This window comes from Paenibacillus hodogayensis, from assembly GCF_039536325.1.
Lineage (GTDB): Bacteria > Bacillota > Bacilli > Paenibacillales > NBRC-103111 > Paenibacillus_AB > Paenibacillus_AB hodogayensis.
The window spans coordinates 1-21,546 of the sequence record NZ_BAAAYO010000014.1 but is presented as its reverse complement, the minus strand read 5'-3'; the positions used below and the strand labels follow the sequence as shown (position 1 = coordinate 21,546).

Genomic DNA, 21,546 nt, shown 5'->3' with positions numbered 1-21,546 from the left:
TCCCGTGAATATTGCTTTTCTGACGCAAGACGAAGCGCTCGTGCAGACCTGGCTGTCCGGCAAAGCCCGGGACGAAGGCCAGATTCACGCCTTTCAGCAGCCGGAATCGTTGGCGGAGCTCGCTTCCGACATCCCGTTCGACCATATCGTCTTGTCGGACCGGTATTTCGGTCTTTCCGCTTTTTGCGAATACGCCGAACTGCTGAAGGAAAAATGCCCCGGAACGGCTTTGACCGTCCTGCTATCGGACCGGCATGACGTGAACGAAAACGGCAAATGGATTAAGACATGCATCGTCAACGGCTATCGTCACATCCCTCCTCATCGGACTCGGGAGACCATTAATGAAGCGCTGCGCGCCGGCTTTTACGGGGAAAGCGGAGCGGTAACCAACAACGGCGGACGAACGATCGTATTCGTCGGATCGACGCCGAACATCGGCACGACGTTCGTATCCTTCGGCGCCGCCGTCGGATTGGCCGCCCGTACCGGGCGAACGGTAGCTTATTTGTGCCTGAATCTGAAAAGCTCGAAGCTGCACCGGTACATGGGCATCGAGAAGCCCGAGGCGAGCCTCGACCAGCTTCGCGCCGAAATCCGCGCGGGCAGCCTGCGGCCAGAGCGTCTGCGCTCCTACTGCGAGTCGGTCAAGGGCGTGCCGGGGCTGCGCGTCCTGTTCGGCAATCAGCTGCGGGAGCAGGCCGAATTTTTTACGGCCGAAGATATCGAGCATTTGCTGCATACGGCTCGCCGGGCGTTCGATGTTTGCATCGTGGAGGTAAACGCCTACTGGGACAATGCCGCGACGGTATGCGCCCTGCTCCAGGCCGATTCGCGCATCCTGGTGACGACGCCGGAGCTGACTCACTTCCAGGAAGATACGGAGCGCTGGCTGCGCGGGCTGTGCCCGATTATCGGGCTGACGGCCGACTCCTTCGATCTTGTATTGACCCGGTCCGACAAAAGCGGCAGCGCCGCCGGCATTCGCGAGCGGGATATCCGCAAGGAGATGGGCCTAGCTCTAATCGGCAAAGTCGGGCGGTATGACGATTTGGCGGAGACGGTCAATCAGGGCAAGCTGCTGGAGCTGCTGCTGGGCGTTCACCCGCTTGTCGGCGATCTCGATGCGATCGTATCGGTGCTGGCGGCGTTGTGCGGCATCGATACGGTTGTCGGAGCGCCGGTGCGTTCCTGGAAGCAGCGGTTGTTCGGAGTTGGCGCCAAATCCGGTAAAGCGAGGAGACCGGTATGGGAGAGCTGACCCAACGCAAATTTTCGCTGCTGGCGTACTCGATGCTGCGACGGGACGAAACGAAGGAATCGATGGGAACGTCCGATGCGCTGGCGGTACCCTATGAAGAGGAGCATCCCGCCTTCCAGCGCTGCGTGGAGGAGATCCGCACGTACTTGGTCGCTTCCCGGGGCAAAACCGAGGAGGAACGCCTGCAATACAGCGAGTCGCTCAACCGCGCCGTGCTAGGCTTCGAGGAGGAGCGCGTCCGGTTCGTAGCGATCATCAACGACCAGTTGGCGAAGCGCAGGCTCAACCATATCGTCCCTCCGAATCGCCGATATGCCACTTTGGCCGAAGCGGTGTTCGCCGAAGTGATCGGGATGAACGTGCTGGAGCTGCTGCTGAGGGACCGAGAGGGATTGGAGGAGATACAGGTCGTCGGCAAAGACATTTTCGAAGTGAGAGGGGGCATAGCGACGCCTTCCCCGCATAAATTTCAGCACGTGAAGGAAGTCGAGCGCATTCAGCAAAATTTGGTGCTGTTCAACAACGAGGTCATTAACCCCCGCAAGCGTTGGGCGGAAGTATCGCTCAAGGACGGATCGCGGGTAACGTTGACCGGCTTCGGCTTTACGGCCGAGCCGACGATGACGATCCGTTTCTATACGATGCGGTATTACAACCTGCACACGCTGTGCCATCCCGACTATGCCACGATCGACGAGACGATCCGCTTGCTGCTGTTGATCGTTCTGCGCTGCTATTTCAATATGGTCGTAATCGGTCCGACCAACTCCGGCAAGACGAACCTGATCAAGGCGCTGATCGCCGAGCTGCCCGACAACGAGCGGATCGTGACGATCGAGACGCGGCACGAGCTCATGCTCAAGCGCGATTTTCCGCACAAAAATATTATCGAGTACGAGGTCAGCGAGGACGACGTTCAGCATTCCGGCAATCAGGCGTTCAAGCTGGCGCTCCGTCAATCGCCGAAGCGGATATGCCATGCCGAGATTCGCGACGACGACGCCAACGTCTATGTGCGGGCTTGCACGCGTGGCCATGAAGGCAGCATCACCTCGGTGCACGTCAACGAACTGGAGGACGCTCCCGATGCGATCACCGATATGTGCATGCTGGACGGCAGAGGCATGAATCCGGCCCGGCTGACCAAGCGAATTACCGAATATGTCGCGCAGATCGGCTTCGAGATGGGGCTTATCGACGGCAAACGGAAGCTGCTCCGGATCGGAGAGTTTGGCTATGTCGACGGGGAGGTGAAGGTGAGGGATATCGTCCGTTACGATTTTGCCGGCCGTACTTGGGTGTATCCGGAGCGCTTCTCGGAGCGGGCGGTGCAGAGGATGCAGAAATACGATCCGGAAGGCTGCCGCCTGTTGGCCGGGCTGGGGATGGTCGAACGATGCTGATCCCTTTCGTAAAAAGCTCGTTTTTGCTGCTGCTGTTTATGCTCGTCTACTTGTTCCTGCACCGGCTGCTGCATACGGTCGTCAGGCAGGCGAGAGCCCGCTACCGGCTCAACTTCGTCAAGCGCGCCACGTTCGCCAACCGCGTAGCGCAGTATGCTTCCCGCTACAACAAGCTGTACCGGCATTTGGCCGATCTGCTGGAGTCGATCCAGACGCGGGTTCATATCGGTACCTTTTTGTTCGGGTCGCTGCTGCTGCTGCTGCTCGGCATTGTCGGCGGCTTCGTATGCTTCGGCAACGCGAAAGGAGTTCTTTCCGCCGCGGCGATGCTTGGCCTGCTCCCATACCTGGTGCTGAGGCTGAGGCTGCTCAGCCTGCAGATGAAGGCCCGGCTCGATTTTTTACCGGCGGTGGAGCTGTTTTACCAATATTATATCGTATCGGGACAAAGCAATATCCGCACGGCGCTCAAAGTGACGCTGGAGGAAAACCGTATGCAGCCCGCCATGAAGCCCGTCTTCGAGCAGTTGTACCGGAACTTGACGACGAGCCGCGACACCGAGGACAGCCTCCGCGTGTTCTCGCTCAGCCTCGGGCATATGTGGTCCGATTATTTCGTCAATATATTGCGCGTAGGTTTGCTGGAAGGCAACGACCTATGCGAAAGCTTGAAGGAGCTGATCTCGGACATGCGCCGCGCCCAACGCTCCGACCAGGCCGAACGAAACCGGCTGCTGGAAATCCGGATCGCCAATTTTTCCTCGATTTTGTTTTTGCTCTTATTCCTGTTTATCAATTTTAAAATCAATCCGCAAAACGCGTATTTGTATTACATTGTCGATCCGGCCGGGCGGAACATGCTGCTGGATGCGCTGCTGCTCATATTCGCTTCGCTGCTGATGGGCATTTATTTATCGATACGAAGAATGTAAGGGGGTTCACGGATGATCATCGATTCCCGGCTGCTCGGATGGCTGCAGCTGCTGGCACATGCGGCGCTGTTTGCCGCTATGTTCGCGGCGCTGCTGTTCCTGTTCCGCTCGCTGCCGCGCCGGCGCAAGCGATGGCCGCTTGTCGCTCTGCGGCGGCTTGCCCTCCGGCCGACCGCGCCGGGCTTTCTGCTGCGCGCCCTCGGCGTAAGCGAGCGGAGCGTGCAAGCCTCGGGGAGGGAGCGGCTGCTTCTGGAGAGCGGCTTGCGCCTCGACCCGCTCGTTTACGAGCTGCTAAGGCGCAGCGGTCTGCTGCTCGGCTCCGCGCTGGCGCTGTCCGGCTACGCGGGGATGCAGAAAGGCTGGCGGCTGCCCTCGGTCGAGCCGATTTATGTGCTAGTAGCCGGATTGATCGTAATCGTGCTGCTCGCCTTCGATCGGACGCTGCTCGAATCGTCGGGAAAGTACCGGAAGCAGCAAATTATGAAAGATATTTATGCGTTGAGCAACCAGCTTCTTTACTACAACGGCTCCCGAATGAGCCTGCATGCCAAATTGAGCCGCTGCATGCCGTTTTGCCGCACGATACGCAACGATCTTCAATTGCTGCTGAACGAATGGTATGAGGATGCCGAACAGGCCATCAAGCGCTTCAAGCGGCGCCTTGGCACCGAGGAAGCGTACAGCTTCGCCGAGACGGTCAACTCGCTGCGTCTGAACGAGCACGGAAGCTACTACGCCCTGCTGCGCGACCGGATTCAGGACTACAAGGAAAAGCTCGATTTGGCCAAAGACAGCCGCAAGGAAACGACCTCGTACATGCTGTTCGTCATCGCGGGCATTCCGATTCTGAATACGTTCCGGATTTTTATTTATCCTTGGGTACAGGAAGGGCAGAAGCTGTTCGACGCATTGCACTGAATGAAGCCACCCAGATTGACCCTACTCGAACAAAGAGGAGAGAAAGCTCATGAGAAACATATTGATGACGGTCATGATGCTCATTGTGGTAGCGTTGCTGTTTACGAATATTATTAACAACGGCAGCACCGGCATGAGAACGAATATTCAGACGAAGGGCGATTCCGCCAATACGGACATTACATCACTGAAGGCCGGCTCATGAGCCGGGAGGAGCAGACCCGTTATGCGGCATATCCTGATAACCGTCATGCTAGTCATTGTCGTCATCGCCATCTATTCGGCAACCGTCGGCGGGGAAACGGGCATGGAGCACAACGTCAGATCGACCGGAGGCAGCCTGAACGGCACGATCCAATCGATCAATCCGTAGACGGAGCTTGCGCGATATGAAGCAGATTCTCGTGTTTGTTCTGTTCGCGGCCGTGCTGTGCTGGACCATGTTCGCCCCGACCTACAAGCATATTCTCATATTCCGGCAAGCGATGCTGCAGAAGGAAGTCGACTACATGCTGGAAATCGGGGCAAACGGCTCGTATGGTTATGTGGATGCGATGGCGATCGCGGCTTCGAGGCAGCGGCTCGGCCAGCACGGCTTCCAGCCGGACAAGCTGGAATACAGCGTGGCGGCCACGAACGGCTCCACGGCGACGAGCGCGGCCGCTCCCGTTCTGCGCGGGGCGGGCATCGAGCTGATAATCTCGTATCCCTACGACCATCTGTTCCATATCGACCGGCTGATCGGCATGACCGTTCCGTCCGATTACGCGCGAATGGCCGCTTCCGGTCTGAAGATGAGCGAATATGTACCGTGAGGGCCATGGAAAGGAGCGACCCCCATGTACAAGCTTCTCGTCTACCTGCTGCTGATCGGCTTCGTCATGCTGCTGCACGGCTTGCAGGCCGATGAGGAAGTCGCTTTGCAGGCTCTGTTTCAGGGGAAGCATGCGATCAATCGGGCGGCTCATGCGGCTGCGCAGCAGACGGACAAGATCAAGCTGAAGGAGGGAATCGTCTCCATCGATGCGGACGCGGCGAGGGCTTCCGCCATGCTGTACCTGCAGCGCAACCTCCGGTTGGATACGGCCAACGAGCCGCTTGTCGGCTCGTTCTGGAAAACCCGGGCGGAAGTGCTGCGATTGGATATCGTCAACGAAGATCGTTCGTTTCCATATACGTACACGAGTCCCGAGTACGATTATTCGGTCACCTTGACCAAGCCGGGGGTCGTGATGATCGTGCGGCTTGTGTATCCGCGCACATACAACGTGCTCGGGCCGATAACGTGGGAGATCAAGGGCGCCGCCGAGCTGGTTTATTGAAGCGGCCGATGCAAGACCCGGCTTATCCGTTGTTTACGGACGAGGAAGCTCTGGAGTCTGGCCAATCCAGATACGAAAAAGATGCGTCCTCTCGAATGCAGGCCGCATCTTTTTTCGTGGTCGATTCGTAGCCGCTTCGTCGTGCTGGGTTTCCGCGGCTTAACGGTCTTGGCGCATCGCCCAATCCCGCCCCGGCGTTTCAACGCGGAAGCATTCGATGTTGCCGGTATCCGACAAGGTGACATAGCAGGTCCGCCCATCCGGCCCGCCGAACGTCAAGTTCGTACAGTTTGCGGCGTGGAGCTGAATCTCCAGCAACAGCTCGCCCGTGGGCGACACTTTGGCGATCGTTCCTTTGCCGAACCGGGTAATGTACAGATTGCCGTCGGCATCGCAGCGCATGCCGTCCATACCGAAGTCGGGAAACTCGATCAGCAGCCGTTTGCCGGATACGTCCCCGCTCGGCGACAGATCATAAGCCCACACGCGGCGCTGCACGGTCTCGTTGACATACAGGGAGCGGTTGTCCGGACTGACCTCGATGCCGTTCGTCGTGCCCATTCCGCTTTCCAGCAGCGTCACTTTTCCATCAACGGCTATGCGCCATATGTTGCCGGTCGAGTCTTTCCAGTTCGGGTCGCTGGCGAATATCGTGTCGTCGTCGGCGATCGCGATATCGTTGGGCTGATTCATGCCGGGCTCATGGGCATGAACGGTCAGTTCCTTACGGTCCATGTCGACACGCAAAATGTTATGGTTCGTATAGTCGGCGATGAACATATCGCCGTCCCGGCCAAACCGGATGCCGTTGCCGACGCTTCCGTTTGGCAGTTCGATCCAGACGCCGCCCTCGCCCTCCGGCGTCACCCGGCCGATCGTATGCCGCCGTTCGAAGTTGACGGCATATAGGTTGCCTTGGCCGTCGCAAGCCGGACCTTCGATACCCGACGTAAACAAGCCTGGCGGGGTAAAGACGCGGCTTTGGTACAGTTCGTTTGACATAAAACGGTTCCTCCTCGTGAAGGGGCTTCCCCCGGTAAGTCTGTCCGAATACTTATTCGCCCGTACGGCGGAGGTTCCTCCTTTTGCCGCAAACATTGTATAATGAAGGAAAAGCAGTAGGAGGAATGAACGGATGGGTGAGCGCGCCGAACGCCGCAGACGGCTGCAAAGCAAAATGAAAGAAACCGGTATCGATGCGTTCCTAATTACGCAAAATGTCGATCTCTATTATTTCGTCGGATCGGTACAGACAGGGTATTTGGTCGTTCCCTCCGCGGGCGAGGCGACTTATTTTGTCCGCAGAAGCGTAGTGAGGGCCAAGGAAGAGGCGGATGTAGCGGTGGAAGAACTGTCTTCCATGCGCGGCTTCGGGACAAGGCTGGCGCAGTCGTATCCGGAATTGTTCGGCAAGCCGGAAGGGGAGAAGACGATTGTCGCCGCGGAATACGACGTGCTTCCCGTGCAGCAGTTTCAGCGGCTGGAAGGGGCCCTGCCGGGAGCGCGCTGGGTGGACGGCTCGATGCTGATCCGCGAGCTGAGGATGATCAAATCCGCCGGCGAAATCGAGGCTATCCGCCAAAGCGCGCGCGTTATCGATATCGCTTACGAGACGGCTTTTGCCGCCATCAAGCCGGGATTGAGCGAGGTGGAGCTGATGGCCGTGGTCGAATCCGTTATTCGCCATAACGGCCATATGGGGCTGATGCGGGTGCGCGGATACAACCAAGAGATTATTACCGGCATGATCGGAGCCGGAGCGGCCGCGGCGATGCCTACTTACTTCGACGGTCCCGCCGGGGGACAAGGGCTGGGCGCGGCGAGTCCGCAAAGCTCGGGCCGGCGGCCGATCGGAGCGGACGAGCCGATTCTGATCGATATCGGCTGCTGCATCGACGGGTACGTCATCGATCAGACGCGCACGGCGGTGATCGGCGAGCTGGCCGAGGATTTGGCGCTTGCATATGAGGTGTCGGAAACGATACTGCGGGAAACGGAAGCCCGGCTCAAGCCGGGGACGGTATGCGAGGAGCTGTACGAGGCCGCTCTGGAGCATGCCCGCGCTGCCGGCTTGGGCGACCACTTTATGGGCTTTGGCGCCGATCAGGTGAAATTTCTCGGTCACGGCATCGGTCTGGAAATCGACGAGCTGCCGGTATTGGCGAAAGGCTTCCGGTACGGGCTTCAGCCGGGAATGGTCATCGCGATTGAGCCGAAATTCACGTTCCCCGGCCGCGGAGTCGTCGGGATCGAGAATACGTATGCCATTACCGAGACAGGCTTCGAGAAGCTGACCTTGTCCCGGGAAGGAATCGCGACGGTGTCTCGCCAAATGTGAAGGGAGCCGTTGACATTCGCGGGAAAAGGGGCCGTTTCCGGTTCGTTTCCGGTCTATCTTTTCGGACCGTCGACTATACTAAGTATACCGAATCGCGTGAATATCGAGCCGGCCCGCTTGCCCGCTAAGTCAGCCCGAAAGGCCTCTGCATGTGCCCGGTACGAGGCGCCACTTCACATTGCCGCGCGAATTTGGTACGATGTATAGTAAACCTATGAAGCTAGAAAACGTCTTCATGAGGTTGACTGCCAATTCATAGAGAAGCTTTGTTCGCTTTGGCACAATGGGGAGGAACCGACTATGCTGCGTCTCGGTCAAAAGGTGATTATTATGTCCGACAGTTTCGAGCAAAATATTCCAATCGGAGATTATGGATATATAATCGCTTACGACCGCAATGCGGACAACGCTTTCGATTATGTCGTCCGGATCCCGAAGGTGAACAAGAACGTATTCGTTCCGGCAGCGGATATTGAATTGGAGGAGACGCTGCTCCAGCAGGAAGCGGACCGGATCGAACGCGAGGCGCTAATCGATTACGCGCTGGCTACGAGGAACGAGGAGCTGTTCCGCTGGGTCATGAACGGCGAAACGGCCGACGCGCCGCCTGCCGACAGCAATAAGGAAGTACAGTCCCAACAAGATTTTATCCGGCAGATCAATTTGAAAGCCTGGATTTGAGCCTTTGCCGGCCGCGTGCCCGACCAAGCCCTTATCCGCTACGACGCCTTCTGCGAGGCGTCTTTCTTGTGTTTGGTCGACCCTTCCGCGTTTCGTCAAATATTGACACTTCCTATGGGAAAAGCTATGATTAGCAGTAAACGGTTTTCGGGAGGAACAAGAGGAAATGAACGACACACACGCCAAAATACTCGACTGTACGATTCGTGACGGCGGGCTGGTGAACAATTGGGACTTTAGCGTCGAATTTGTTCGCGACCTGTACTATTCGCTGAATGCCGCCGGCGTAGAATATATGGAGATCGGGTACAAAAATTCGCCGAAGCTGCTGAAGGGTGCCGATGCGGGCCCATGGCGGTTTTTGGAGGAGTCGTTCCTTCGCGAGGTCATTCCCGAGAAAGGGAATACGAAGCTGTCCGCGCTGGTCGATATCGGCCGTGTGGACGAAAACGACATTTTGCCGCGCAGCGAAAGCATGCTCGATATGATTCGCGTTGCCTGCTACGTCAAGGACGTGGACAAGGCGCTCGACCTGGTGAGCAAGTTCCACGATTATGGCTATGAAACGACGATTAATATTATGGCGCTGTCCAACGTCATGGAGCACGATCTGATCGAGGCGTTCCAGCAAATCGCCAAAAGCCCGGTTGACGTCGTCTATGTCGTCGATTCCTTCGGCAGCCTGCACCACCGCGATATCGAGTATCTGGTTGCCAAATTCCAGCGTCATCTGCCGGACAAGCAGCTTGGCATTCATGCCCACAATAATATGCAGCTGGCGTTCTCGAACACGATCGTGGCTGCGGAGCGGGGCGTTCAGTACCTCGATTCCTCCGTATTCGGCATGGGGCGTGCGGCAGGCAATTGCAATACGGAATTGCTTGTCAGCTATTTGAAAAACCCGAAATACGAGCTTCGTCCGGTGCTGGAAGTGATCGAGCGCCGCATGATTCCGCTTCGCGATCAGGTGGAGTGGGGCTACATTATCCCGTACATGATGACCGGCATGCTCAACGAGCATCCGCGCGTTGCCATGGCGCTGCGCAGCGGCGACGACAAGGACAAGTACGCGGAGTTTTACGACAAGCTCACCTCGCCGGAGACGGCGTTGGCCGCCAAGGGCGGGGAATAAACGGAAGGCTTTCGCGGATACGGCATCTGCGGAAGCCTTCTTTGGTATGTCCGCAGCCTGCCGTTTCCGTGTTGAGTTTCCCCCGCCTTGTCCTTTATAATAGGAAGAATGAGCAGAGCCCTATATTCGCCCAACATGGAGGTGCGGTCATGAGCATTACGACTGAAAATGTCGAGCATGTAGCCAAGCTGTCCCGGCTGCAGTTGAAAGAAGCCGACATGGAGCAATTTACGAACCAGCTTAACGCCATATTGAAATATGCGGAGAAACTGAACGAGCTGGATACCGAGGGCGTCGAGCCGACGAGCCATCCGATGCCGTTGTCCAACGTGCTCCGCGAAGACGAGACGAGACCGTCGTGGCCGATCGAAAGCGTCCTGCGCAACGCTCCCGACGAAGAAGAAGGGCAGTTCAAGGTGCCCGCCGTATTGGAATAAACGCCACAAGCTTGTCCCAAAAGGAGGTTTTACTTTGTCGTTGTTCGACCTGAAGCTGCAGGAATTACATAGCCGGCTGACCGGCAAAGAGCTGACCGTCGGCGATCTGGTCGACGAGTCGCTCGGTGCGATTAACCGTGCCGAATCGAAGGTGCGGGCGTTTTTGCGCGTAGACGAAGAAGGAGCCCGGCAATCGGCCAAGACGCTGGACGAGCAGCTGGCCCAGGGCGGCGACCGCGGCCTGTTGTTTGGTCTGCCTGCGGGCATCAAAGACAACATCGTGACCGAAGGGCTCACGACGACTTGCGCCAGCCGTTTTCTGGAAAACTACAACCCGATCTATGACGCGACCGTAGTCAAGAAGCTGAAGCAGGCTCAATCCGTTACGATCGGCAAGCTGAACATGGATGAATTCGCGATGGGCGGGTCCAACGAAAATTCCGCTTACCACGTCACGACGAATCCGTGGAACCCGGAATACGTGCCGGGCGGCTCCAGCGGCGGTTCGGCCGCAGCCGTAGCTGCGGGGGAAGTCTATTTCTCGCTCGGCTCCGATACGGGCGGTTCGATCCGGCAGCCGGCGTCGTATTGCGGCGTCGTAGGCTTGAAGCCGACTTACGGCCTCGTCTCCCGCTTCGGACTCGTGGCGTTTGCATCCTCGCTCGACCAGATCGGGCCGTTGACCAAAAACGTCGAAGACGCCGCGTACGTGCTCCAAGCAATTGCCGGTCACGATCCGCACGACTCGACGTCCGCCAACGTAAGCATTCCCGACTACATCGGGGCGCTTAGCGGCGACGTGCGCGGCCTGCGCATCGCGGTGCCGAAGGAATATATCGGCCAAGGCGTCGATCCGAAGGTCAAGGAGGCGGTTCTGGCCGCACTGAAGACGTTGGAGGGTCTTGGCGCGGAGTGGGAGGAAGTGTCGATGCCGCATACCGAATATGCGGTAGCGACCTACTATTTGCTCGCGTCCTCGGAAGCATCGTCCAACTTGGCCCGGTTCGACGGGGTGCGCTATGGCGTCCGCGCCGCGGATCCGGACAACCTGCTGGACCTGTACGTCCGATCGCGCAGCGAAGGCTTCGGCCCCGAGGTCAAGCGCCGGATTATGCTCGGCACGTATGCTTTGAGCTCCGGCTATTACGACGCTTATTATTTGAAAGCGCAGAAGGTCCGTACGCTGATCAAGCAGGACTTCGACAACATCTTTAAGCAATACGACGTCATTGTCGGCCCGACGGCTCCGACAACCGCCTTCAAGATCGGCGAGCAGTTGGACAATCCGCTGACGATGTACTTGAACGATATATTGACCATTCCCGCCAACTTGGCCGGCGTACCGGCGATCAGCGTACCGTGCGGCCTGACTGACGGCCTGCCGGTCGGCTTGCAAATTATCGGCAAGGCGCTTGACGAAACGACGGTACTGCGCGTCGCCCATGCGTTCGAGCAACAGACGGAACACCACAAGCTGCGCCCGGCGCTGTAAAAGGAGGAGCGAACATCCCGTGACGGACCAACGATTCGAAACTGTAGTTGGGCTCGAGGTTCACGTCGAGCTGCACACGAATACGAAAATCTTTTGCGGCTGCTCCACCGAATTCGGAGCGCCGCCCAATACGCATACGTGCCCGGTTTGTCTCGGGCATCCCGGCGTGCTGCCGGTGTTGAACCGCAAAGCGGTCGAATACGCCATGAAGGCGGCAATGGCCATCAATTGCGAAGTGGCCACGCATAGCAAATTCGACCGGAAAAACTACTTTTATCCCGATTCGCCCAAAGCGTACCAAATTTCCCAATTCGACCAGCCGATCGGCCAGAACGGCTGGATCGACATCGAAGTGGACGGGAAGACGAAGCGGATCGGCATTACCCGTCTCCATCTTGAGGAAGATGCGGGCAAGCTGACGCACGTCGACGGCGGGTACGCCTCGCTGGTCGATTTCAACCGCGTCGGCACGCCGCTGCTCGAGATCGTCTCCGAACCGGACATCCGTTCGCCGGAGGAAGCGCGCGCGTATTTGGAGAAGCTGAAGGCGATCATTCAATACTGCGACGTGTCCGATGTGAAAATGGAGGAAGGCTCGCTGCGCTGCGACGCCAACATCAGTATCCGTCCCTACGGCCAGGAGAAATTCGGCACGAGAGCGGAGCTGAAAAACATGAACTCCTTCCGCGGCGTACAGCGCGGGCTGGAGTACGAAGAAAAACGTCAGGCGGAGATCCTTTCCGGAGGCGGAATTGTCGTTCAGGAAACGCGCCGCTGGGACGAAGCTCAAGGCAAGACGCTTTCGATGCGCGGCAAGGAAGAGGCGCACGATTACCGCTATTTCCCCGACCCCGATCTGGTCCGTCTGTACATCGACGATGAGTGGAAGGCGAGAGTCCGCGCCACGATTCCGGAGCTGCCGGATGCGCGGAAAGCGAGATATGCGGAGCAGCTCGGTCTGCCTTCCTACGACGCCGACGTCATTACGTCCTCCAAGAAGCTGGCCGATCTGTTCGAGGAAAGCCTCGGCTATACGAAGGATGCCAAGGCGGTTTCCAACTGGATCATGGGCGACCTGCTCGGGTATTTGAACACGAACGGGCTGGAGATCGAAGCGGTGAAAGTTACCGGGCAAGGGCTCGGCGAAATGATCGGCTTGATCGAGAAGGGCACGATCAGCGGTAAAATCGCCAAAACCGTATTCAAGGAAATGCTCGTTTCCGGCAAACAGCCTGGACAAATCGTGGAAGAGCAGGGACTTGTGCAAATAAGCGACGAGGGCGCCATTCAGGCGATCGTCGATAAAGTCGTCGAAGCGAACCCTCAGTCGGTTACAGACTTCAAAGCGGGGAAAGAGAAGGCCGTCGGCTTCCTTGTTGGGCAAGTGATGCGGGAGTCGAAGGGCAAAGCCAATCCGGGTCTGGTCAACCAGTTGATTACCGAACGGCTGAAACGCGAATAAATAAGGCTGTGCCTTTGTTGGCATTGCGAAAGAGCGGGAGAAACCAATCTCCCGTTTTTTGCTGTTTATACCAAAAGATATCCTCCTTCGGTTGAACTGGAGCCCCTTTCATCCGTATAATGAAACATAGTGGGAAGAGGAGGCGTGTACGAATATGAAAAAAATGTTGAAAACGACAAGACAGCTGGCTGCCGCTTCGCTGGCGCTGGCCTTGATCGTTCCGGCTGCCAGCGCATTTGCGCAGGAGACGCCATCTGCCGGAGCTCAACCTGTGACGGGAATCGCCAAGCCGGCGGGCGACAATAGAGCGGTTGCGCCCAGCGCGGCCACGGTTCCGCTGCGCGAATACAGCGAAGCGATCGGCGGTGCGGTCGTATGGAACGCCGCAGAAAGCTCAGCTATCGTGTTTCGCGGGAATGTGAAAGTGATAGCGAAGATTGGCGATTCCGTCTTAAAGGTCAACGAGAAATCGATCCCGCTTGAAGAGCCGGTCCGGCTCGTGAACGAGAAGACGATCGTCCCGCTGTCCGCTCTGAACGAAGCGTTTGGCGTTCGCGCCGGTTGGGATGCCGCTAAGGACGCGGTCGTAGCGGGCAAGGACGATTACCCCCTTCTGGCCAGCGGCTTCATTAACGCCTGGAACAAAGGAAATCTGGCCCAAGCGAGAAGCTACATGAACAGCTCCTTTAGCAAGCTGATGCCGGACGAGCTGCTGCAGCAATATTGGGCGAACGTCGGAAGCATGTACGGAGAGCTCGGCCCGTTGTTTAGCGCAGGGCAAAGCACAAGCCCGGTACACCGCAACGTCGCTCTTCTGTATCAGACCGAAGCGTCGGCGATGGAAATGACGGTCCGGTTCGATACGTACGGGCAAATAGACGATCTGTTCCTGTCCTCGAGTCCATCGGGGGATGACTTCATCAAGCCTGCTTACGACAAGCCGGAGCTGTACACGGAGAAGGACGTGACAATCGGCGATGGCGCATTGGCGCTTCCCGGCACGTTGACGACGCCTGCAGGCAAAGGACCGTTCCCCGTCGTCGTACTCGTTCACGGCTCGGGTCCGAACGATCGCGACGAGACGATCGGAGGAGTCAAGACGTTCCGGGACATTGCGGTCGGTCTGGCCGCTCAGGGCATCGCGACGCTGCGCTACGAGAAAGTAACCCGCGAGCATTCGCTTAAGGTGCAATTGAGCGGCAAGTCGCTTACCGCCAACGAAGAAACGGTGGATGACGCCGTGCGCGCGATCGGGCTGATGAAACGCACGGAAGGCATTGATCCGAGCCGTATCTACGTAGCTGGCCACAGCCAGGGTGGCATGCTCATGCCGCGCATTATCGAAGCCGCCAAAAATGACGGGCTCAAAGGAGCAATCGTGTTGGCCGGCCCTTCGAGACCGCTGGAGGATTTGATTCTCGAGCAGTTAAAGTTTCAATTCGAGCTGGTTAAGCAGTCCGGTCAGCCCGTGGACATGTTTGAGCAGCAGTTGGCGCTGTATGAGCAGCAGGTAAAATTGCTTAAGGATCCGAAATATACGGTCGGTAACCCGCCTCCGGGCTTCCTGTTGGGAGATCCGGCGTGGTGGCTGGACATTCGCAACCTGTATGCCGGGGAAGCCTCGAAAAACCAGAAGGTGCCGCTGCTTGTCGTTCAAGGCGGCAACGATGCCCAAGTGTTCCCGGACAACTTGGACGGCTGGAAGAAGTCGCTCTCCTCCCGTACCGATGTGGAGTACAAGCTGTATCCGAAGCTGAATCATACGCTGGTCGAATTCGACGGACCTTCCACCGGTGCCGAGTACGCGACTCCGGCCAATGTTCCCGATTACCTTATAACCGATATGGCCAAATGGATCAAGCACTGATCATTTTCATTCCCGATCCGACGAGGACGCCCGCCGCGGCGTCCTTTCGTCTGCGCGCAGGCAAAGGTCTTTTTTTCGCTCATGTTTCAGGGCATTCCGTGATACAATAGGAGTTGCCAACGATTTGCTACGGACAGTCGGGCAGGAGGTGCCGCTTGGAGATGGAAAGTCCCTGGGAGCTGAGTTCCCTTCATATGACCTTGCGGCTGGTGTTGGCGCTCGCGTTTGGCGGCCTGGTCGGATTCGAGCGGGAGCAGAACAACCATCCTGCCGGATTTCGCACGCATATTCTCGTATGTCTCGGCTCTTGTCTCATTATGCTGCTGTCCATGTACGGCTTCGGCCAATTCGCCAGCGAGACGAGCGTCAGGCTAGATCCGGCCCGACTGGCGGCTCAAGTGATTACCGGCATCGGCTTTCTGGGAGCGGGCACGATCATATTCAACGGAAATTCCATATCCGGCCTGACGACGGCCGCCTCGCTGTGGGTTGTAGCGGCGATCGGCTTGGCGACAGGCGCAGGGTTCTACTATTCCGCCACGATCACGACGCTGTTCGTGCTGCTTAGTCTGTGGATTCTAAACAAAGTGGAGAAGCGCTGGCTGCGAGGTAAGCGGTTGCGCTCCGTCCGCATCGAAATGCCTGACAGCCCGGGCATTCTGACGGCTATAACGGGCATTATGAACGCCAAGGGAGCGGAAATCCGCAAGCTTACCGTAGAGCAGCTTCGCACCTCGGAAGAGGGGAGGGAGCGTCTGCGCATCGAGCTATCGGTACGTCTGGCCAAGCCGGACTTGCTTGTGGCGTTAGCAGAGGAACTTCACCATTTGCCGGACGTAACCAATATATCGATCGAGTAAAGGAGAGACGCTTCAGTGGAGGAGGATTCTCGGCGCGACAATTCCGGGCGGACGGCGGCAAGCGGGCAGGCGTCGGACGAGGCCGGAGAAAAGCAAAGCTATAGGAGAGACTTTCCGGGGAACGATCCAGGAGCCGCTCCGTGGGATATGTACCGTAGCCCGGCCGTTCCGCTGCCGCGAAAGCGGAAGTGGCTCGTAGCGCTGCTATCGCTGTTTATTCCCGGAACGGGCCATTTTTATCTCGGCCTGATGCAAAAAGGGTTGATGATCATGCTGTTGATCATTATGGACATTTTTGCCATTGTCCATTTTTCAATCAACATGTCCAGCATTCCGCTCATCACGCTGCTTGCTTTGTTTTTGCCGATCATTTACTTTTACAGCTTGTTCGATGCGCTGCTCTCCACCGACAAAGTGAATGCGTACGCGTACGGTCCGGAAGCCGCACCCTATGAGGGAAATCGGGACATCTTCGGAGCGACGGCCAAACCTGGCGCCGCCCCTTATCTCGGTTGGCTGCTTGTAGGTGCCGGGGCATTGTTCTTCGCCTTGAGCGCCAAGCCGGATTGGGTCGGCGATCTAATGGATCAGATGGGTACGGTTATCGGAGGATTCGCGCTTATCGCCATAGGCGTCGTCGTGTTTCTAAAAAATTCTTCCAAGCCGAAATGAACGAATGAGGGGGGCTCGACATGATCCAGATCGGCAAAGCGACATCGGGACTTATTTTGCTGGCAAGCGGAGGCGCTTTGCTCGTCGACTGGTCGATGAATACGAATTATTTGGGTTATGCCGAGCAGGCATGGCCCCTCATATTCATCGTGCTTGGCATCGAATACTTGTGGATTCATATCGCTTACCGCAACGAGAACAGGCCGATACGGCTCAATGTGGGCGGCGTGCTGCTGTCGGTGCTCGTAGCTGCGGCGATTGTCGCCTATTCCCGTTACGGCTGGCCGCCTTCCAGATGGTTCGACGACGTGGCGCACAATCTGAAAAACCTCCATGGCTCCTCCTGAAGCGGCTTGACGGGAGTTTTTTTTTGTTTTCTCAACGGTAAGGACGGCGTGCAAACGGTCCGGAGGAGGACACAAACCCGGGATCGATTGACAAACCGGATTGCACGAACGTAAAATATAAAGATAATCTAACATCTCTGACATGGTGGTGAGGAAGATGACGTCCCGATTCGAGCAAGCGCTGGAAAAATTGAAAACGACCGGCGTTCGAATGACGCCTCAACGGCATGCGATTTTAGCTTATTTGCTGGATACGATGATGCATCCGACCGCCGACGACATATACCGTGCCCTCGAAGACCGTTTTCCCAGCATGAGCGTCGCTACCGTCTATAATAACCTGAAAGTGTTTATTGAAGCGGGTCTTGTCAGGGAACTGACCTACGGTGACGACTCGAGCCGTTTCGATTCCGATATGTCCGACCATTACCACGCCATTTGCGACAGCTGCGGCAAAATCGTCGACTTCGAGCATCCGCCTTTACACGAAGTGGAATGGAGCGCGGCCCGGCAAACCGGCTTTCAGGTAAAGGGACATCGGCTTGAAGTTTACGGGCTTTGCCCAGACTGCATGCCTGTTCCCATCAAACATTAATGAACCGCGCGGGGGTCTGCTTCGTCGGAATATGTAGTATAATGGACGTGTCCGGCCGACACGTCTTTTTTGTCGTCGGTACCGTCGCGTGAAAAGGCATTCCGCGGCATCCGCCGTGCGGCCGAGCCTTGCCTGATCGTCAGCGAGAACGCAGAAGGAGTGAATACATGGAATCGGTCAACCCGCCGTCGGGTCCTCCCAGAAGACGGTCCCGCATAGCGCGGCGTTTATTCGGCTTGCTCGTTGCGGCGGCTGTCGTCGCATTGGCCTCCTACTATTGGTTCATCACGTATTATCCGAACAAGGAGCATATCGATCCGGATTACGGCGGCTTGCAGAAACCGGTTTTTTACCGGGGAGAACTGCTTGGGCAATCGGCTTTGGGCAGCAAGGAAAGTCTGAAGCTGCCGCTCGATTTTATCCAGGGCAAAATCGATCCCACGATCGTATACGAGAATGCGAGCGATTCGGTCATTATTACGACGAAGGACAAGGTTGTGCGGATGAAGACGAACCTGTTGACCGCAACCGTCAACGAAAAGCCGCTGGAATTGAAATTCCCCATCGTGAAGGATAAGGAAACGGTCTACTTGCCGATCGATCCGGTCCGGCAATATTACGGCCTGAATATTACAGAGTCGGACGAAACCGGCAACGTGATCGTTTATTTGCAGGGCGACGACGTACAGTGGGGGAAAACAACCGCCTCGTCCAAAGACGGCTTCGCGGCTCTCCGAAGCGCGGCAGACATCAAGGCGCCGATCGTCGCCGATATCCCGTCGGACGAGAAGGTGATGATCTGGTCGGAGCAGGACGGATGGTATTTTGTTCAACGGGAAAACGGAGTCGCGGGTTATGCGCGCAAAAAAGACGTCGTGCTGGACCGGGTGGAATCGATCCCCGAGCAGCCGGAGACGAAGGCGTTCATCCCATGGAAGCCGCTTGGAGGCAAAATCAACATGACTTGGGAACAAGTCACGACCAAAAATCCCGATACGTCGAAGATCGGAGCGATGCCCGGACTCAACGTCATTAGCCCGACCTGGTTTCATCTGCAAGACAGCGAGGGTAATCTGAAAAACTTGGCCGACGCCGCCTATGTCAACTGGGCCCATTCGCAAAATTATCAGGTGTGGGCGCTGTTCAGCAACGGCTTCGACCCGAAAATAACGACCGAAGCGCTGGCGACCTACGACAAACGGATGAAAATGATCAAGCAGCTGCTTGCCTTTGCGCAGATGTATAAGCTGCAGGGCATCAATATCGATTTTGAGAATGTGTATTTGAAGGACAAAGCCAACCTGACCCAGTTCGTCAGGGAAATGGTGCCTTTGATGCACGAGCAAGGTCTTGTCGTGTCCATCGACGTTACCCTCAAGTCGACCAGCGAGAACTGGTCCATGTTTTACGACCGTCCGGCTCTGGCCGAAGTCGTGGATTATATGATGTTCATGGCGTATGACGAGTATTGGGCAAGCAGTCCCGTCGCCGGGTCCGTGTCGTCCTTGCCTTGGGTAGAGAAAGGCATTCAGCAGTTTCTCGTCGAAGAGAAGGTGCCCGCCTCCAAGCTCGTGCTGGGCATTCCTTACTACATCCGGATCTGGACGGAGCAGACCAAGAACGGCAAAAAAGAGGTCACCTCGCGCGCCGTATTCATGGAAACGATCACGAAGCTGATCAAGGACAAGGGACTCAAGCCGACGTATTCCGCACAAGCGGGGCAAAACTACGTGGAATATACGGAAGACGGCAAGCTCATGAAAATCTGGATGGAAGACGAAACCTCCGTAAAAGCGCGCATCGAGCTGGTGAAAAAATACGATCTGGCCGGCGTCGGTTCGTGGCGTCGGGGCTACGAAGAACCGGAAATATGGGACGTCATCAAGCAGACGATGGAAAAACGGCCGTAATTGGGCTCCATATCGCAACAAAACCTCCAAACCCGCATGCTGCGCGGGTGTTGGAGGTTTTGTTTTTTGATGAATGGAAGCATTACGGCTGCTTGTCCGCTACTCCCGTATCGGAGGAGCTTGGCGAAGCGTAGCGCGGGTCGAACGAGAGAATCGTTTTGCAGAACATGCAGCGGTCGGTTTTGCCGATCACCTTCGTCATTTTGCCGCACTCCGGGCATTGGAGCGGTACTGCGCTTGTCGACATCATGCCGGCCCAGAAGTAGATCCCCATGCTGACCAGCATCGAGATCATGCCGATGACCATAAAGATGCCGGCAATCACTTTGCCGACCGGGCCCCAATCGAACACGACGCCTGCGAGCCCCACGATCATTACGGCCATGCCGCCCATCGTGAGCAGCAGTCCCCATAGGCGGAATTCGTTCACCTTGCTTGATTTAAAAATCATTTCCGTTCCTCTTTTCTGTTAGCCGTCACGTTTGTCCATCAATTATAGCTTGCAAAGGCAGGAAACTGGACGACGGCGTAGAATTAGTAACTAAACATACCGTCCGCAAGCGAGTGTTGCCGGAATCGTTGCAGCGACCGTTCACGTGGAACGGGGATGGGATGCCTTTTGTTGACTAGGCCAGACATAAGCGAAAGCCGGGGGGACGCTTTGGAAGCCATCCACAAGTATATGTTGGATAAATATCGCCACAATCCAGAGACGATCAGCGTCTCCATCATGCAAAATCCCGCGCCTTTCAGCCCGGTTGTCGACGGTCTGGATGTCGTCGTGCTTGTGGTTCTGCAAACGAATCACAATGACTCTACTACTCATTATATAAAAGACGATATCCGTATACAAGAACGTTGCCTGCAGCCCGGCCAATTGGAACAGTGGATTTTGAGCGGCGGAAACCGGAATGTTATCCATTGGATTTTGCAAGGGGAGATTGTCATGGATCGGAATATGTATTTGGAAGGTCTGCAGCACCGGCTGCTGGAGCTCCCCGAGGAGCTGCGCGGCAAAAAAATGATCGTGGAATTCGATCGTTTTATGAAAAGCTTTTTGCAAAGCAAGCAGTATTTGGCCGAAGGTCATCTGCTGGACGCTTACAGCAATATTTTGGACGCCCTCTGCCACTGGGCGCATATCGCCATTCTGGAGGAAGGCATTCATCCGGAGACGCTAGTATGGGCGCAGGTCAAGAAAATCAACCCGGGCGTCTACAAGTTTTACGAGGAACTGACCTCCAATCACGAATCGTTGGAGAAACGGATTCAGCTTGTGCTGCTTGCCTGCGAATTTTCCGTCATGTCCAAGATGGAAAGCTGTTGTTCCGTGTTAATCGATCTTCTGCGCAGCCGGGAGCAGCCGTGGAGCTTGAAGGAACTGATGGAAGTCGAGCAGATGGGGGAGCTTCGGCTGGACCTTTCGCTGCTTCTTAACAAGCTGGTGCGCAAGTCGCTGATTCGCGAGGTGGTGGAGGCTGCCGATTGTCCGGATACTCTGCTGCTGCAAATGAAATACACCGTATGAACACGGAGCTGCCCTTGCGGCGAAAGCCCGGCTGAAGGCGCATTTGCGGCCGGAGGCCGGGCTTTTATGCGGATTGCGGCAGAGTTGCTGCGCAGCCGTCAAACCTTTCGGGAGCACGAATGCACAGCCGTTTTTGCGGGAGGTTGAGCAATTCCAAATGTTCCGTGTTTTCAAACTTGTTTAACTTTTTGCGGAAGGGTTGACTTTGCTTGTCCGAATATGTTAAATTAATTTTCGCCGCTCCAAACGGCAGACACTTCCAGAAAGCAAGAAAAACATTTCGAAAAAATAATCGAAAAAAAAGCTTGCTAAGAAGTGAGTGAATGTGTTATATTAAAGAGGTCGCCGCAAAAACGGTGATGAAGCAAAAGAAAGATGTTTGCTCCTTG

23 protein-coding genes are annotated in these 21,546 nt (G+C 56.5%); 21 read left to right on the top strand and 2 right to left on the bottom strand.

The annotated features are described in order from the left end of the window. The first annotated feature begins 4 nt into the window (after positions 1–4). The 8 genes from ABD796_RS28225 to ABD796_RS28190 are packed head-to-tail and all read left to right on the top strand — an operon-like array spanning position 5 to position 5,836. Entirely contained in the window at positions 5–1,261 is a 1,257-nt protein-coding gene (locus ABD796_RS28225) for a CpaE/TadZ family protein (RefSeq protein WP_344914676.1), read from the top strand. Then, a complete protein-coding gene (locus tag ABD796_RS28220; protein WP_344914674.1) occupies positions 1,249–2,664 on the top strand; it encodes an ATPase, T2SS/T4P/T4SS family in 1,416 nt (471 codons plus the stop codon). Before ABD796_RS28225 ends, ABD796_RS28220 begins: the two co-directional genes overlap by 13 nt. Beyond that, positions 2,658–3,596 carry a hypothetical protein gene (locus ABD796_RS28215; protein WP_344914672.1) on the top strand — a complete coding sequence of 313 codons (939 nt, stop codon included), beginning with the start codon at positions 2,658–2,660 and terminating at the stop codon, positions 3,594–3,596. The genes ABD796_RS28220 and ABD796_RS28215 overlap by 7 nt, the downstream gene beginning before the upstream one ends. A 12-nt stretch (positions 3,597–3,608) precedes the next feature. After that, positions 3,609–4,514 (top strand): hypothetical protein, encoded by a 906-nt coding sequence (locus tag ABD796_RS28210; protein WP_344914670.1) that lies wholly within the window; start codon positions 3,609–3,611, stop codon positions 4,512–4,514. 49 nt (positions 4,515–4,563) lie between these two features. Next, positions 4,564–4,719, top strand: coding sequence for a hypothetical protein (locus ABD796_RS28205; RefSeq protein ID WP_344914668.1), 156 nt, complete (start codon positions 4,564–4,566; stop codon positions 4,717–4,719). Between the two features lie 21 nt (positions 4,720–4,740). After that, positions 4,741–4,887 (top strand): hypothetical protein, encoded by a 147-nt coding sequence (locus ABD796_RS28200; protein WP_344914666.1) that lies wholly within the window; start codon positions 4,741–4,743, stop codon positions 4,885–4,887. Between the two features lie 16 nt (positions 4,888–4,903). Continuing rightward, the gene (locus ABD796_RS28195) at positions 4,904–5,329 is read left to right on the top strand and encodes a hypothetical protein (protein WP_344914664.1); all 426 of its coding nucleotides are present in this window, start codon (positions 4,904–4,906) and stop codon (positions 5,327–5,329) included. Positions 5,330–5,353: 24 nt separating this feature from the next. Continuing rightward, a complete protein-coding gene (locus ABD796_RS28190) occupies positions 5,354–5,836 on the top strand; it encodes a hypothetical protein (RefSeq protein ID WP_344914662.1) in 483 nt (160 codons plus the stop codon). 159 nt (positions 5,837–5,995) lie between these two features. Here the strand turns inward: ABD796_RS28190 and ABD796_RS28185 are convergent, their stop codons facing one another. Next, positions 5,996–6,838, bottom strand: a complete 843-nt coding sequence (locus tag ABD796_RS28185) for an SMP-30/gluconolactonase/LRE family protein (protein WP_344914660.1) — start codon at positions 6,836–6,838, stop codon at positions 5,996–5,998. A gap of 133 nt (positions 6,839–6,971) precedes the next feature. Here ABD796_RS28185 and ABD796_RS28180 point away from each other — a divergent pair, with 133 nt between their 5' ends. The 12 genes from ABD796_RS28180 (at position 6,972) to ABD796_RS28125 (ending at position 19,629) form a co-directional block, all read left to right on the top strand. Next, positions 6,972–8,174 (top strand): M24 family metallopeptidase, encoded by a 1,203-nt coding sequence (locus ABD796_RS28180; protein ID WP_344914658.1) that lies wholly within the window; start codon positions 6,972–6,974, stop codon positions 8,172–8,174. Positions 8,175–8,474: 300 nt separating this feature from the next. Beyond that, on the top strand, positions 8,475–8,855 hold the full coding sequence (locus ABD796_RS28175; RefSeq protein WP_344914656.1) for an ATPase: 381 nt from the start codon (positions 8,475–8,477) through the stop codon (positions 8,853–8,855). A 166-nt stretch (positions 8,856–9,021) separates the two neighbouring features. Then, positions 9,022–9,987 carry an aldolase catalytic domain-containing protein gene (locus ABD796_RS28170; RefSeq protein WP_344914654.1) on the top strand — a complete coding sequence of 322 codons (966 nt, stop codon included), beginning with the start codon at positions 9,022–9,024 and terminating at the stop codon, positions 9,985–9,987. A 149-nt stretch (positions 9,988–10,136) separates the two neighbouring features. Next, on the top strand, positions 10,137–10,424 hold the full coding sequence (gene gatC, locus ABD796_RS28165; protein ID WP_344914652.1) for an Asp-tRNA(Asn)/Glu-tRNA(Gln) amidotransferase subunit GatC: 288 nt from the start codon (positions 10,137–10,139) through the stop codon (positions 10,422–10,424). A 34-nt stretch (positions 10,425–10,458) separates the two neighbouring features. Next, positions 10,459–11,916 carry an Asp-tRNA(Asn)/Glu-tRNA(Gln) amidotransferase subunit GatA gene (gene gatA / locus ABD796_RS28160; RefSeq protein WP_344914649.1) on the top strand — a complete coding sequence of 486 codons (1,458 nt, stop codon included), beginning with the start codon at positions 10,459–10,461 and terminating at the stop codon, positions 11,914–11,916. A 19-nt stretch (positions 11,917–11,935) separates the two neighbouring features. Further along, the gene (gatB, locus tag ABD796_RS28155) at positions 11,936–13,378 is read left to right on the top strand and encodes an Asp-tRNA(Asn)/Glu-tRNA(Gln) amidotransferase subunit GatB (RefSeq protein ID WP_344914647.1); all 1,443 of its coding nucleotides are present in this window, start codon (positions 11,936–11,938) and stop codon (positions 13,376–13,378) included. 154 nt (positions 13,379–13,532) lie between these two features. Further along, a complete protein-coding gene (locus ABD796_RS28150; protein WP_344914645.1) occupies positions 13,533–15,245 on the top strand; it encodes an alpha/beta hydrolase family protein in 1,713 nt (570 codons plus the stop codon). A 161-nt stretch (positions 15,246–15,406) separates the two neighbouring features. Further along, the gene (locus ABD796_RS28145) at positions 15,407–16,105 is read left to right on the top strand and encodes an MgtC/SapB family protein (protein ID WP_344914643.1); all 699 of its coding nucleotides are present in this window, start codon (positions 15,407–15,409) and stop codon (positions 16,103–16,105) included. A gap of 15 nt (positions 16,106–16,120) precedes the next feature. Next, a complete protein-coding gene (locus ABD796_RS28140; RefSeq protein ID WP_344914641.1) occupies positions 16,121–16,777 on the top strand; it encodes a hypothetical protein in 657 nt (218 codons plus the stop codon). A 20-nt stretch (positions 16,778–16,797) separates the two neighbouring features. Continuing rightward, positions 16,798–17,124: a hypothetical protein gene (locus tag ABD796_RS28135; RefSeq protein ID WP_344914639.1), complete on the top strand. Its 327-nt coding sequence runs from the start codon at positions 16,798–16,800 to the stop codon at positions 17,122–17,124. 157 nt (positions 17,125–17,281) lie between these two features. Continuing rightward, on the top strand, positions 17,282–17,719 hold the full coding sequence (gene perR, locus ABD796_RS28130) for a peroxide-responsive transcriptional repressor PerR (RefSeq protein WP_344914637.1): 438 nt from the start codon (positions 17,282–17,284) through the stop codon (positions 17,717–17,719). A gap of 167 nt (positions 17,720–17,886) precedes the next feature. Continuing rightward, complete coding sequence (locus ABD796_RS28125) at positions 17,887–19,629, top strand: glycosyl hydrolase family 18 protein (protein WP_344914635.1); 1,743 nt, start codon at positions 17,887–17,889, stop codon at positions 19,627–19,629. A gap of 82 nt (positions 19,630–19,711) precedes the next feature. On the opposite strand, the gene ABD796_RS28120 is transcribed toward ABD796_RS28125, so the two are convergent. Further along, on the bottom strand, positions 19,712–20,080 hold the full coding sequence (locus tag ABD796_RS28120; protein WP_344914633.1) for a DUF2614 family zinc ribbon-containing protein: 369 nt from the start codon (positions 20,078–20,080) through the stop codon (positions 19,712–19,714). Between the two features lie 210 nt (positions 20,081–20,290). Between ABD796_RS28120 and ABD796_RS28115 the strand changes: the two genes are divergently transcribed. Then, positions 20,291–21,157 carry a nucleotidyltransferase-like protein gene (locus tag ABD796_RS28115; protein WP_344914631.1) on the top strand — a complete coding sequence of 289 codons (867 nt, stop codon included), beginning with the start codon at positions 20,291–20,293 and terminating at the stop codon, positions 21,155–21,157. The last annotated feature ends 389 nt before the right edge of the window (positions 21,158–21,546 follow it).